At 53.4% G+C, this 14,253-nt stretch carries 9 protein-coding genes and 1 tRNA gene; 7 read left to right on the forward strand and 3 right to left on the reverse strand.

Features of this window, described 5'->3' with window-relative positions; translation table 11 throughout:
* Window positions 1-7: 7 nt before the first annotated feature.
* Window positions 8-667: an FtsH protease modulator YccA gene (gene yccA, locus C0557_RS08340; protein WP_007374196.1), complete on the reverse strand. Its 660-nt coding sequence runs from the start codon at window positions 665-667 to the stop codon at window positions 8-10.
* A 273-nt stretch (window positions 668-940) separates the two neighbouring features.
* On the opposite strand from yccA, the gene C0557_RS08345 reads away from it, so the two are divergent.
* The gene (locus C0557_RS08345; protein ID WP_208658122.1) at window positions 941-2,569 is read left to right on the forward strand and encodes an ABC transporter substrate-binding protein; all 1,629 of its coding nucleotides are present in this window, start codon (window positions 941-943) and stop codon (window positions 2,567-2,569) included.
* A 141-nt stretch (window positions 2,570-2,710) separates the two neighbouring features.
* Window positions 2,711-2,798, forward strand: a tRNA-Ser gene (locus C0557_RS08350).
* A 164-nt stretch (window positions 2,799-2,962) separates the two neighbouring features.
* Here the strand turns inward: C0557_RS08350 and C0557_RS08355 are convergent.
* Window positions 2,963-3,973, reverse strand: a complete 1,011-nt coding sequence (locus C0557_RS08355; protein ID WP_208658123.1) for a GlxA family transcriptional regulator — start codon at window positions 3,971-3,973, stop codon at window positions 2,963-2,965.
* A 126-nt stretch (window positions 3,974-4,099) separates the two neighbouring features.
* On the opposite strand from C0557_RS08355, the gene C0557_RS08360 reads away from it, so the two are divergent.
* The 3 genes from C0557_RS08360 (at window position 4,100) to C0557_RS08370 (ending at window position 7,475) form a co-directional block, all read left to right on the forward strand.
* Complete coding sequence (locus tag C0557_RS08360) at window positions 4,100-4,879, forward strand: alpha/beta fold hydrolase (protein WP_208658124.1); 780 nt, start codon at window positions 4,100-4,102, stop codon at window positions 4,877-4,879.
* A 13-nt stretch (window positions 4,880-4,892) separates the two neighbouring features.
* The gene (locus C0557_RS08365) at window positions 4,893-5,522 is read left to right on the forward strand and encodes an FMN-dependent NADH-azoreductase (RefSeq protein ID WP_208658125.1); all 630 of its coding nucleotides are present in this window, start codon (window positions 4,893-4,895) and stop codon (window positions 5,520-5,522) included.
* A 381-nt stretch (window positions 5,523-5,903) separates the two neighbouring features.
* Window positions 5,904-7,475: a methyl-accepting chemotaxis protein gene (locus C0557_RS08370; RefSeq protein ID WP_208658126.1), complete on the forward strand. Its 1,572-nt coding sequence runs from the start codon at window positions 5,904-5,906 to the stop codon at window positions 7,473-7,475.
* A 255-nt stretch (window positions 7,476-7,730) separates the two neighbouring features.
* Here the strand turns inward: C0557_RS08370 and C0557_RS08375 are convergent, their stop codons facing one another.
* Window positions 7,731-8,408 carry a hypothetical protein gene (locus tag C0557_RS08375; protein ID WP_208658127.1) on the reverse strand — a complete coding sequence of 226 codons (678 nt, stop codon included), beginning with the start codon at window positions 8,406-8,408 and terminating at the stop codon, window positions 7,731-7,733.
* 366 nt (window positions 8,409-8,774) lie between these two features.
* Here C0557_RS08375 and C0557_RS08380 point away from each other — a divergent pair, with 366 nt between their 5' ends.
* Both C0557_RS08380 and C0557_RS08385 read left to right on the forward strand, forming a co-directional pair.
* A complete protein-coding gene (locus C0557_RS08380) occupies window positions 8,775-10,448 on the forward strand; it encodes a ShlB/FhaC/HecB family hemolysin secretion/activation protein (RefSeq protein WP_208658128.1) in 1,674 nt (557 codons plus the stop codon).
* Between the two features lie 11 nt (window positions 10,449-10,459).
* The coding region (locus tag C0557_RS08385) for a filamentous hemagglutinin N-terminal domain-containing protein (RefSeq protein WP_208658129.1) at window positions 10,460-14,253 on the forward strand (3,794 nt) is incomplete at its 3' end.

Consider the following 14,253-nt stretch of genomic DNA (forward strand, 5'->3'; position numbering starts at 1 on the left):
GTGCCGTTTAGTCTCTGCTGGCAAAACCCAGAATGCTCAGCAGGCTGACAAAGATGTTGTACAGCGAGACATACAGGCTGACGGTTGCGCGAATATAGTTCGTTTCACCGCCGTGAATGATGTTGCTGGTTTCAAACAGAATCGCGCCGCTGGAAATCAGGATAAACACGGCGCTAATTGCCAGGTGCAGTGCCGGCAGTTGCAGGAAGATGTTCGCCACCATACCGATCAGCACAACCACTACGCCCGCCATCAGCATACCGCCGAGGAAGGACATATCTTTGCGTGTGGTCAGCACGTAAGCCGAGCAGCAGAAGAACACCAGCGCAGTGCCGCCGAGCGCCAGCCCGATCACATCGCCCATACCGGCTGACAGGTAGGCATTCAGGATGGGCCCAAGGATATACCCCAGGAAACCGGTGAACGCGAACGCCGCCAGAATACCGGTCGGTTTGTTGGCCAGTTTATAGGTCAGGAACATCAAACCATACATTCCCACCAGCGTCAGGATCAGCCCCGGCGAAGGCAGCATCAGAACGGTGCTGGCTGTGGCGGTGATAGCGGAAAACGCCAGCGTCAGGCTGAGCAGAAAATAGGTATTGCGTAAAACTTTGTGCGTGCTGAGCAGGGAACTGCGGTCACGCGATGAAGTAATAATACGATCCATGAGTCACTCTCTTATGACAGATGTAATTGTTTGCCGAGTCTAGAAAAGACTGGCTTTGTAACAAAGTTGTTTTACCCATCTTTACTCATAAAGCAAGGGTACCAGCACAATATTTCCTGCGACGAAATGTGCTCCAGTCAGCATAAAGGGATTAATGTGAAGCAGAACCATATTGGTGTCTTATATGTCACTGAAATCTATTGCTATATAAATCTTTGGGCGCTAAGAGTGTAAACGCGTCGGCATACTATAAATGAATAAGGCGAAAAGGACATGAAACCACAACCACGTAATCATATTGCACTTTCTCTCCTGGCTGTCGGCATTCTGAGCGCATGCAGTGGCGCGTTTGCCGCAACCGTGCCAGCAGGAACTGTGCTGGCAGAAAAACAGGAACTGGTACGCAACAATGGCAGCGAGCCCTCTTCACTGGACCCGCATAAAGTAGAAAGCGACGTCGAATTTAATATTATCAGCGATATCTTCGACGGGCTGGTGGCAGTCAGGAACGACGGTTCCATCGGACCGCGCCTCGCGGAAAAATGGGAGAACAAGGACAACACGGTCTGGGTATTCCATCTGCGTCCGGGCATCACCTGGTCAGATGGCACCGCCATCACCGCGAAAGATGTGGTCTGGAGCTGGCAGCGTCTGGTCGATCCGAAAACCGCATCGCCTTACGCCAGCTATCCTGGCAACATGCACATTCTGAATGCGGCGGAGATTGCATTAGGTAAAAAATCGCCTGATACGCTGGGGGTGAAAGCGCTGGATGATTCAACGCTGGAAGTCACGCTGACGCAGCCAACAGCCGCGTTCCTGGCGATGCTGGCGCACCCGTCGCTGGTGCCGGTCGATCCGGTGCTGATTAACCGTTTTGGCGATAAGTGGACCAAACCGGAGCATATCGTTACCAGCGGCGCGTATAAGGTTACCGATTGGGTGGTCAACGAACGCATCGTTGCCGAGCGCAACGCGCGCTACTGGAACAACAAACAGACGGTAATTAATAAAGTCACCTATCTGCCTATTAATGCCGAAACGGCGGATGTTAACCGCTACAAGGCGGGTGAAATCGATATTACTTACACCATTCCGGTGAATCAGTTCGCGCAGCTACAGCAAACGCTGGGCGATCAGGTACATGTCGCACCGCAACTGGCGACCTATTATTACGAGTTTAATACCACCAAAGCACCTTTTAACGATCCGCGCGTACGCCGGGCGCTGAATATGGCGCTGGATAAGGACATCATCGCCGATAAAGTGATGGGGCAGGGGCAGCGTCCGGCATGGGTTATCAGCCAGCCGCAAATCGGCGGCGTGAAAATCGCGTCGCCGGATTATGCGTCATGGCCGCGTGAAAAGCGGATAGCCGAAGCGAAAAAACTGCTTAACGAAGCCGGGTTCAACGCGTCGCATCCGCTGAGCTTCAATCTGCTTTACAATACCATGGAGACGCATCAGCGTATTGCCATTGCCGCCAGTTCGATGTGGAAGAAAAACCTCGGCGTGGAAGCGAAGCTGCAAAATCAGGAGTGGAAAACCATGCTGGATACCATGCATACCGGTAATTTTGATGCGGTACGCTACGCATGGATTGCCGACTATGATGATGCCGCGACCTTCCTGAATAACTTCCGTACCGGCGACAGCGAAAACACCAGCAAGTACAGTAATCCGGCCTATGACGAAGCGATGCAAAATGCGGCGAAAGCGAAAGACGTTGCTGAACGCGGGAAATACTACCAGCAAGCGGAAGATCTCCTCGGGCAGGATGTTCCGGCCATTCCGGTCTACCATTATGTGCGTACGCATCTGGTGAAACCGTGGGTCGGGGGTTTTGCGCCTGACAGCCTCGGCGTCTATCTGACGAAAGATTTGTACATCAAGAAACACTAAGTTTTGCCGGGAAGCGTGCTGAATAAACGATCATAACGCTGATATTTCAGACAAATAACACGGTTTTGATTGTTTTTCAGGCAAACAAACATTCTCAGGCTTTACAGACGACCCGGGGATGTTTATAGTGCGCCTCATTCCGGAAGTGTGGCCGAGCGGTTGAAGGCACCGGTCTTGAAAACCGGCGACCCGAAAGGGTTCCAGAGTTCGAATCTCTGCGCTTCCGCCAGATTAAACAAGGGGTTACCGAAAGGTAACCCCTTTGTTTTTCTGGCTTCTGTCTACTTGCCTGAGAAATTTTCCCTTCCCTGCGATCATTTTCCTTTTATATCAGCGTGAAAAGGGATATCCAGCCATCGAGAAGGCTCTCCCTGCGACAGGAAAGATCCTGTATCAGGGCTGCTGTAAGCCGCTTCGTTGTTTAATCCACTCTTTATATCTGCCGGGTGACATGCCCATCACGCTAATGAAGGCGCGTCGAAAGGCCGTTTCGTCACTGTAACCGCATTCGCCGGCAATCTGCGCTAACGTTTTTCCCGGTTTTTCCAGCAGCACGGCTGCGTTTTCAATGCGCACCCGGGTGATAAAACTTTTGGGCGTTTCCTGTGACAATTCACCCATTTTCCTGTGCAACGTCCGTGAAGACATATTCAGTTGTTCGGCGAGTTGCTCAACGGAGATAGCGATGTTTTGGTAACGAACAATATTTTCGGCTTTGATAAGTAATGGATGTACCGAATTCAGAAATCCACCAGGCGCATAAATATGCTGTGAGAGTGGCTGGCTGTCAGCGACGGCCATATCTGCTGTCATTCTTGCCGCTTCATTACCCCGTTTTTTTCGCACAATATGAATGACAAGATCCGCCCAGGATAACGGACCGCCGGTGGTAATCACATTTCCCTCTTCCGCCAGCGTCTTACCCCATATGGGGTTGGCTGCGGGGTAGCGTTCACGTAACGTATGAAAAAGCCACCATGTTGTTGTGCACATCCTGCCGTTCAGTACGCCTGCTTCGCCAAGCACAAACCCTCCCGCACATACGCCCGCGACAATGCTTCCTTGCTGATAATGATGTTTAACCCACGCTGCGCCCGCTTTTACCGCCGCAAAATCCACCGGGAATTTGTTGGCATCAAGCCGCATACCGCTGGCAATAACCAGATCAAATGTCTCAGCGTGGCTAAACGCGCCGTCGCTTTCAATCAATCGCCCCTGCGCGTCAGCCACCGGTTTTCCGTCTGGTGTGATCACTTTAACCATGAACCAGGGCGCTGTAGCGTCAGCGTGAGTGTTAAGGCCTGGGCTTTGCGAGATGACCTGGTTAGCCAGCCAGAACATGTCAGAGAGCCCAGCGATAGCCGATTTCATGCTGCCAGGCAGAGCCAGAAGTGCGATATGCATTTTTTTATCCACCACAGATTGTCAGATTTTGCATCATATCTGTCATTTAAGACACTTCATACCCCCTTTATCCGGCCCTACACTGAGCCGCACGGATAGGCTGAAAGCTGTAGAACGGATGAAGATATGTACCTTCAATTACGAAATTTAAAACGCCTGGCATTCATCGGGTTACTCGCTGTTTTTTCCATCAGGCTGCATGCGGAGGAGCTTCCCATTAAGAATATTGTCCTGGTCCATGGCGCTTTTACGGATGGCTCGAGCTGGAATGAGGTGACAACACGCCTTCAGTCCCTTGGTTACCATGTTACCGCCGTGCAAAACCCGCTGACCTCGCTGCGCGATGACGTTGCGGCAACCCGCAGAGTGCTGGAACGCCAGCAGGGGGATGTCCTTCTTGTCGGCCACTCGTGGGGCGGGGCCGTCATTACCGAAGCGGGAAACGCAGCAAATGTTAAGGGGTTGGTCTACCTCTCGGCACTGGTGCCAGACAGCAACGAATCTGTCGCTGATGTACTTCAGCGCTTAAACGCCCCGATGGAAGGGATGCAGGCAGACAGTAACGGGTTTATCTGGCTGGATGACCCGAAGGTATTCCATGACGTTATGGCAAACGATGTGTCGCAGAAAAAGGCGGCGTTATTGGCCTCTGCACAGCAACCCATCGCAGCGGGCGCTTTTTCAGAGAAAGTGACGCAGGCGGCATGGCGAAACAAACCCTCCTGGTACCTTGTTACTGAAAACGATCGCGCACTTCCGCCTGCGGTTCAGTCACGTTTTGCCAGTGCTATAGGTGCAAATACCACCCGGCTCAACGCCAGCCACATGTCGATGATATCCCACCCGGAAAAGGTAGCGGAATTGATAGATAAAGCAGCCCGGGGAATTCCTCCGTCCGGTCAATAAAGGTGAAATAGCGATGAAAATTCTACATATTGATTCAAGTATTAACCACGATGCTTCCATCTCCCGTCATTTATCATCCGAAGTTATTAAGCAACTCACCGGCAGCGGGAAATACAGTGAAGTTATTTATCGTGACGTTGTAAAAAATGAAATTCAGCATCTTACAGCAGATATCGCTGCGGGGTTCAGGCCATTATCTTACACCGTAACTGAAACAGCATTTGATAAAAGTGAGCAATCACTTTCGCAACAACTCGTCACTGAATTTCTTGACAGTGATATTATTGTTATTGGCGCACCGATGTATAACTTCTCCGTTTCCAGCCAGTTAAAAGCATGGCTGGACAGAATAGCGCAACCGGGAAAAACATTTAACTACACCTCTTCTGGTCCCATCGGTCTGGCTGGCGGTAAAAAAGTTATCGTTGTATCAGCGCGGGGTGGTTTTTACCATCACACTCCGCTTCAGAGCATGGATTTTCAGGAAAACTATCTGGCTTCGTTTTTTGGTTTTCTGGGAATCAGCGATATCGGGTTTATTCGTGCGGAAGGCGCCTCAAAAGGTGAGGAGATTAAACAACAAGGAGTTTCCAGCGCAATTGCTTCTATTAACGATACCCTGCAAAAGTTTAATTTAGCATGAGGGAATAAACAGTTTACATATCGTAACCCTGAGAATATCCCTAAAGTTCCTCAGGGTTTACGGTTTTTCTTAATCAAGAAAAATTCAATCTGATAGATTTCGCTTTATTTTTTTTACTTACAAAGCGTTGGAAAGCATCTTCCGGCTCATCAATATTTTTGGATAACTTGAGGGAGATCTTTTTAAATTATTTATTGACGAGCCATAAGAAATAAATAAACGATCGATTGCCCCCTTTTTGATAGTTACTATCTATCGTAAGTGTCTCTTTTTAAGTTTATTCCGATCAATAACTAAGAGAAATCATTATCCTGCCGATATTTTTCTATGCCATCTGCGACTGCGCAGTTGGTGTGCTTATTAATTCACTAAGGAAAGACAATGAAAAACAAAGCTACCATAGTAAAGCCGACAGGTATAAGTATCAGAAATAAGATTATTTTTTCGTTCGGTATTCTGATCGTGTTACTGGCTTTCATCGCCGGAAATGCGCTGTATCGACTTGACGAAGCCAAAAATAAGATCTCAAAAATTGTCACGGAGGATTATCCCACCACGGCAATGGGCAATAATCTTATCAGAGATGTTAATACATCAACGATTCTGTTTCTCAATGCATTAATCGAAAAAAATCCGCAAAAGCAAAGCCAGTTAATGCAGGAAGTGACTTCACGATCGGAAAAAATCAACGAACTCTATAAACAACTCAACGCGGAGGCAGACGATGCTGCGTCCCAGGCGCTTTTAGCCAATGTTACGGACATGCGAAAGCTCTATATCCAGTCGCGTAATAAGGTAATACAAAACGTTCAGTCAGATCCTGTTTCGGCGATTGAGGAATATACAAATAATACGCGTGAAAAAGAATTACAGTACATTGATAAAATTAACACCTTTATCAATCTCCAGCGAGATGAAATGCAATCGTCATATACTGATTTTTTGCATGATTACAGTACGTCAAAAATGGTCATGATCATTATCGCGATAGTTTGCCTGATTCTTGCTGCCACCATGGCGATCGTTATTTCACGTGCTATTGTTATTCCGATTAAACATGCGGTTGAGGCTGCTACGCGTATCGCCGCAGGCAATCTTGGGGAAGAAATAAAGGTGACATCAAAAGATGAAACCGGGCAACTGACCAGCGCGATTTCTCATATGCAGGATGAATTAATAAAAATTGTCACGGAAATACGAGGCGGAGCCGAAAATATTGCGACCGGCGCGTCTCAAATTATGGCCGGAACCCGTGATTTATCAGCCCGTACGGAAGAGCAGGCCAGCTCTATCGAACAGACTGCAGCGTCAATGGAACAGATCTCTGCAACGGTAAAAAATACTGGCGATAATACGGCGAATGCGTCGCAACTTTCGGCGAGAGCGAGTGGTGCGGTGACGGATAACGGAAAGTTGATGGCTTCGCTAACGCAAGAGATCCAGAATATCAGCAGCTCAGCGGATAAAATGTCTGACATCATCAATCTGATTGATTCCATTGCCTTCCAGACCAATATTTTGGCGCTTAACGCTGCCGTTGAAGCGGCGCGCGCGGGTGAACATGGTAAAGGGTTTGCGGTTGTGGCGCAGGAAGTTCGCAATCTTGCCCAGAAAACGGCCAATTCGTCGAAGGAGATCAGGGCACTGATCGAGAACTCAACGCAGCAAAGCGTCCGCGGGCTGGAGATGGTGCGGCAGGTAAACGGAAAAATGGATGAACTGGTACAAAATGTCGATAGCGTCACCCGTATTCTGAAAGAAATCGAGCAGGCCAGCCTTGAGCAAAGCGATGGCGTTCATCAAATTAATATCGCCATCGGGCAGATCGATACCACGACGCAGCAGAACGCCGCGCTTGTCGAGGAATCGGTTGCCGCTTCTGAAATGCTTAACGAACAGGCCAGAGTCATGAAAGATCTGGTCAGCGTATTCCGGATTCCACAACATGTCTGATAGCGCAACATGTTGCCGGGTTAATTAATCTTCACCGGTGAAAGAGATCTGTTTCTTTCACCGGATCAGATTAAGGTCATTCTTAACGTACTTTTTTGGGGAGCGGAGTGGCTATTCCGTCATCATGCATGTGTGCGTTTGCAAACGCGCTGCGCTTTAAAACAATCATCTTATTCCCGGCAATGTGCGGCTTATTGCGGCGCGATTTGTCAGTGAGTGACAGGATATCCCGTGAGAAATATCCTGCCCCACGGTTTATTTTTTCAGCAGACGAGGCAACTGGTTTTCCAGTTCCAGCACGCAGGCATCCATCATTTTCTGCGTCTCTTCGCTGACTTTCGCGTAGTTATTTGCTTTCCAGTCGTTTAACGGTGCGGTTTTCACCGTCGGTGCGCATTCAGCAATCACATAAGTACTGAATGCATTGCCGCCTTCCGGACGTTTGTAAAATTTAACCCGATAGGTGAGATCGTAATTGCTGTTGCTGGTCGACATATCGGTATAAATCAGTGACCACTGCGACGCTGCAATAAAGAGGGGCTGCGTGTAAGCGTAACCACCGCCATTTTTTTCCAGCCAGTCGTGAATTTTGGCTTCCGCTTTCGGCGCTAAATAGCGGGAGGTCGGTTCAGGCAGGGTATCGATGGTGTTCCCTTTATAAGTATTTTTATCGAACGAGTTGCTGCTGATGCCGCCGCCAAGTATAGCGCCCACAACCGCAAGCCCCATTCCGGTGCCGGAGTGCGCCGGAGAGACTTCCCGCAATTTAACGTCAGGATAGAGATTATTGTTCATCTCGGCGGGGGTGAAGATGGTAGCAACATCGACTTTGCTGCCGTTGCTTGCGGTCACTGCATGTGACGTCGTATTGGTTGCGCAGCCGCTTAACAAAGCTGCGGATAAAGTACCGGTAATCAAAAACTGAATTTTCATGTTTTCCCTTTCTCTATTATTAAAATTAACGCGCGTAAATCGTTTTGCTTATTAAATCGCCCGACGAGGTTTCTCAATACGGAATCGCGTTATCTAATTAGCGGCAGCAACACTAAAATCTTTATAAGAAATTTTCGTTAAGTTTTATTTTTGGTTAATTATTTTAGTGTCAAAATAGCACGAATAGCTAAGATCCGATCCAGCGTGTCAGTATAAGCACACTATAAAATTCGCACCCAAAGCCAAACTCACAAATGTAATGGCTATTTTCCAGGTATATTAATTGTTGTTATTTTTTGTCTTTAGTAAGATCCTTAAAAAGGAAAATTAAAACATACTCATTGATTAATTTGCTTTATGGCAGGGATGACACCACCGTTGAATTACATTCGTAGTTCGGCTCTTTTTTTATTACTCGCGTTTACGGCACAGGCGGCGCCATTATCTCCGGCAGACCGTGACGCTGTCCGTCAACAGCAGGAACAGCTGCTTCGTCAGAGCCAGCAGCAGCGTGATGAACTGGAGCGCAGCACCACGCTGCCGCGCTCAGGCCTGAGTACGTCTGCCTCGCAGGCCGGTGGCCCCTGTTTTGATATTTATACCATCACCCTTTCCGGCGTGACGCTTATCAGCGAAAAAGCGCAGCAGAAACTGACTGCGCCCTGGCAGAACCAGTGCTTGAATATGGCGAAAATAACCGAACTGGCCGCCGCGATTTCCGACTGGTATATCAGCCGGGGATATATTACCAGCCGCGCTTTTCTCACCGAGCAGGATTTATCGCACGGAGAATTACGCATTGTCGTGCTGGAAGGAAAATTACGCCATATCCTGCTGGAAGGTGAATCACCGCGCATGCTGAAAATGGTTTTCCCCGGTCTGGAAGGGAAAGTCCTTAATCTGCGGGATATCGAACAGGGGATGGAGCAAATAAATCGTCTGCGGCGCGAACCGGTGCAGATCGACATCGTCCCCGACAGTGAACCAGGTTATTCCAGCGTGAATTTAACTGCCACGCCGGAATTTCCGTTAAGTGCTTCGGTTTCGCTGGATAACAGCGGGCAGAAAAGTACCGGTGACGATCAATTAAATGGTTCGCTGACTGCCAGTAATTTGCTGGGGCTGGCGGAACAGTGGCAGGTGAGCGGCGGGCGCAGCAGTGATTTTGCCACCGGCTATGACGCGCAAAATTTTCAGGCCGGGTTCAGCATTCCCTACGGTTACGGCCTGCTCGATTACAGCTATGCATGGAGCAACTACCGCACCACCCTCATCAATCAGGGCTTTCCGTGGATCTCCACCGGCGACACCCGAACGCACCGCCTGAACGGTTCGTGGGTGGTGTTCCGCAACGGCGATATTAAAACCGCATTTACCGCCGGGATCACACAGCGCTCCTCGCGCAACTGGCTTAACGACGCGCCGCTGGTCAGCAGCACGCGCAATCTCTCCAGCCTGCAACTGGGCATCAGCCATACGCAGAAAATAGTGGGCGGCGTGGCGACCTTCAACCCGACATTCAGCCACGGCATGCCGTGGTTTAACGCCGAAACCGACGAAGACAAAAGTGGCGATGAACCCCGCGCGCAGTTCCGCAAAGGGAGCCTGAGCGCCAGCTTCCAGCGCCCGCTCAGCGCCGACATCGTCTGGCTCACCAGCCTGTATGCGCAGTGGTCGCCGGACAGGCTCTACGGCAGCGAACGCCTGACGCTCGGCGGTGAAAGCTCCGTGCGCGGTTTTAAAGAGCAGTATCTCTCCGGCGACAACGGCGGTTACTGGCGCAACGAACTCAACTACGTGCTGTTCACGTTGCCACTGTTCGGACAGATCAGCGCCACGGCGGCGGTGGATGGCGGCTGGCTGGAAAAAGACCGTCTCGATCGCTACGCCTCCGGCACGCTGTGGGGCGCGTCGGCGGGGCTTGGCAGCGCCGGACGCGGGTTCGCCAGCCAGATCTCCGTTGGCACGCCGCTGCATTACCCCGACTGGCTTGCCCCCGATCACGTCAGTGTTAACTGGCGCGTTGCTGTCACGTTTTAAGGATCAGGACGATGAAGACTGACAAACCGGTTCGTTTTTCCCAGCGTGCTATCAGCTGGTTGATTATCAGCCTGCTGGTCTGGCAGCCGGTGGCCCCCGCGTTTGCTGCGGCCATCACGCCGACAGGCGGTGCCAGCATGGATAAAGCGGGCAACGGCGTGCCGGTGGTCAATATCGCCACGCCGAACGGGGCGGGCATCTCACACAATCAGTTTCATGACTACAACGTCGGCAGCGAGGGGCTGATCCTTAATAACGCCACCGGGCAACTGACGCAGACGCAGCTTGGCGGGCTTATCCAGAACAACCCGAACCTGCGCGCCGGGCAGGAAGCGAAGGGCATCATCAACGAAGTGACCGGCGGTAGCCGATCGCAGTTGCAGGGCTATACCGAAGTAGCGGGCAAGGCGGCGAATGTGATGGTCGCCAACCCGTACGGCATCACCTGTAACGGCTGTGGGTTTATCAACACGCCGAACGCCACCCTGACTACCGGTAAGCCGCAATTCGATGCGGCGGGCAATCTCTCTGCGCTGGAGGTGACCAAAGGCACCATCACCGTGGAAGGGCAGGGGCTGAACGCCAGCGGCAGCGATGCGCTGGCGCTGATCTCCCGCGCCACCGAAGTGAACGCTGCCATTCATGCGAAGGACTTAACCGTGACCACCGGGGCCAACCGGGTGGATGCCAGCGGAAAAGCGACAGCGATTGCCGGCGAGGGCGCAGCGCCAGTGGTGGCGGTGGATACCGGCGCGCTCGGCGGCATGTACGCCAACCGCATTCATCTGGTGTCGACCGAGAAAGGCGTAGGGGTCAACCTCGGCAACCTGACGGCGCGTCAGGGCGATATCACGCTTGATGCGAACGGCAAAATGGTGGTGAAAGAGAGCATTGCCAGCGGCGCGCTGACGGCGAAAGGCGACAGCGTCACCCTGAGCGGCAGCCACAAAGCGGGCGGCGATATTGCCGTCACCGCCGCGCAGGATGTGGCGCTGAATCACGCCACGCTGGCCGCCGACGGCAAACTGACGCTCAGCGGCGCGGGTAACACCACTCTTGCGGGCAGTTCACTCACCAGCGGCGGAGATATGTCGCTTGGCGGGAAACAGCTCACCAGCGATGCTTCCACCCAGGCCAATGCCGCAGGGAATACCACGCTGAAGGCGCAGACCCTCACCCAGCAGGGAACACTGGTTGCCGGTAGTGACATGACGATACTCGCTGACAGCGCCACGCTGAACGGTACTCAGGCAGCAAAGGGGACGCTGGGTGTGACGGCGAAAACGCTGAATCACGGCGGTAAATCAGCGGCGACCCGTATTACGCTTAGCGCACCGGAAAGCCTCACCAACAGCGGTACGCTGGTGGCGGATACGCTGGATCTCGGCAGTGCCCACATCAGCAACAGCGGCCTGTTGCAGGGGACGCAGGCGTTGAACCTGCACACCGGGCTACTTGATAACCTCGCTGGCGGCACACTCTACTCTGCGAAAGACCTGACGCTTGCCATCCCGCAACTGAATAACGGCGGCCTGATCACCACCGATGGCGACCTGTATCTGCACGGCGATGCGCTGACCAGCGACGGCGAACTTAATGGCGTGAACCTGTTCAGCGATTACCACAGCCTGAGCAACAATGGCCGTCTGCTGGCGGACGGGCAGTTAACCCTCGCGGCGGACAGCATCCGTAACAATGGGCTGGTGGCAGCAAACACTACCGGCGTGACGGCAGACACCCTCGATAACGCGGGAACCCTGCAGGGTAATGATGCCCTGACGCTGCAGACGCAGAACACCCGCAACAGCGGGACGCTGGCGGGCGGGAACGCGTTGGATCTCAGCGGGCAGGCGCTGATCAACAGCGGCCTGCTGGCCGCGAAAAACCTGACGCTCAACAGCGCCGACATCACCAACAGCGGTACGCTGCAGGGCACCAGCCTGCTGACTGCCACGGGAAGCACACTGACCAACCAGCAGAATGGCCTGCTGCTGAGTAACGGTGCGGTCACGCTGAAAAACGATCGTCTCAATAACGCCGGGCAGATGCAGGGCGGCACGCTCGATCTGGCGACCGGCGAGTGGCTGAACAGCGGCACGGCGCTCGGGCAAAACGGGCTGAATGCCACGGTCAGCGGCACGCTGGATAATCAGGGCAGCGTGGTCAGCCTGCAGGCGATGACGCTGAACGCAGACAGCAGCAACAGCGGCACGCTGATGGCGAAAGTGCTGGCGCTGCACGGTGATTTACGTAACAGCGGCCTGATTCAGGGTACTGATGGGCTGAACTGGCAGGGCACCAGCTTTACCGGCACGGCTGACGGGCAGATGCTCAGCGGCGGCGGCCTGACATTACAGGGCTCCACGCTCGATAATCAGGGGCAGATGCAGGGGCGCAACCTGACCGCCACAGCCGACAGCTGGCGCAACGGCGGCACGGTGCAGGCGCAGGATTCCCTGAACGCCACGCTTGGTCGTTCGCTTGATAACCAGGGGCAGATGTTGAGCCAGGGTGGGGCCGCCATCAGCGCCGCGCAACTGACCAACGACGGCAAACTGGCAGCAAAAGATCTCACTGTGACCGCGCCGGATATTGCCAGCAACGGCATTCTGCAGGGTAACGACAGCCTGACCATCGCCACGCAACATTTACTTAATGGCGGCAACGGCCAGTTAGTGAGCGGCGGCGGGCTGAACCTGAATCTTGATACCCTCACCAATCAGGGGCTGCTGTACGTACAGGATGGCCTGACGCTGACCGGCAATACGCTGATCAACGGCGGCAGTCTGGAAAGCGGCGCGCTGGATGTCACCGCAGGCAGCCTCGATAACAGCGGCACGCTGCTGGCGCATAACCATGCCACATTACAGGCGGACCAGCTTACCAACAGCGGTAATCTCATTGCCGACACGCTGGCGCTGACGGGCACCCGCATCAGCAACAACGGGCTGTGGCAGGGCACGCACGGCCTGACGCTGAATGCGGACACCCTCACCACCGCCAGCGGTTCGCGCACGCTGAGCGGCGGCGATTTCACACTGAACGCCGGGCAACTGTCCACGCAGGGCACCTTACAGGGCGGGCAGGTCAGCGTCACGGCGGATGACTGGACGCTTGGCGGCACGTTGCTGAGCCAGGGCAATTTAACGGCAACTGTCGGCAACACCCTGAACCTGCCGGGCGCGCTGCAAAGCCAGGGGGCGATGACGCTCGCCGCGCAGACGCTGAACAATGACGGCCAGGTGTTAAGCGCCGGGGATATCACCTTGCGCGGGCAGCAATTCACCAATAACGGCACCGTACAGGGCAACACGCTGACGGCGCACGAAGCGGGCATCACCAACCACGGTACACTCACCGGGCTTAACAGCCTGACGCTGGATAACCGCCAGGCAACTGCTGCATTGCAGGCGCGGATGGCGATGGCAACGCCGCAACTGGCGCTGATCAATAGCGGTTCGCTGCTGACGCAGGGCGCGCTGGATATCACCGCCGGTACGGTGAATAACGCGGGTACCTGGCAGGGCAACAGCATCCTGCTGGCGGCGCAGTCGCTGGATAACAGCGGCGCCGTGCAGAGCGCCGGGGCGCTGAACTTCCGGCTTACCGGCGACCTGAATTCCGCCGCAGGCAGCAAAATCACCGCCATGGGCACGGCCGCACTGCAGGCCTTATCGCTGACCAACAACGGGCAGTGGGCGGCGAAAAACCTGACGCTCAGCGGCGGGACGCTGAATAACAGCGGAGCCATCAGCGGTAGCGACGGCCTGACCGCCACGCTGAGCGGAGATATCACCCAGCAGAG

The sequence above is a fragment of the Kosakonia sp. MUSA4 genome (assembly GCF_013085925.1).
GTDB classification, from domain to species: domain Bacteria; phylum Pseudomonadota; class Gammaproteobacteria; order Enterobacterales; family Enterobacteriaceae; genus Kosakonia; species Kosakonia sacchari_B.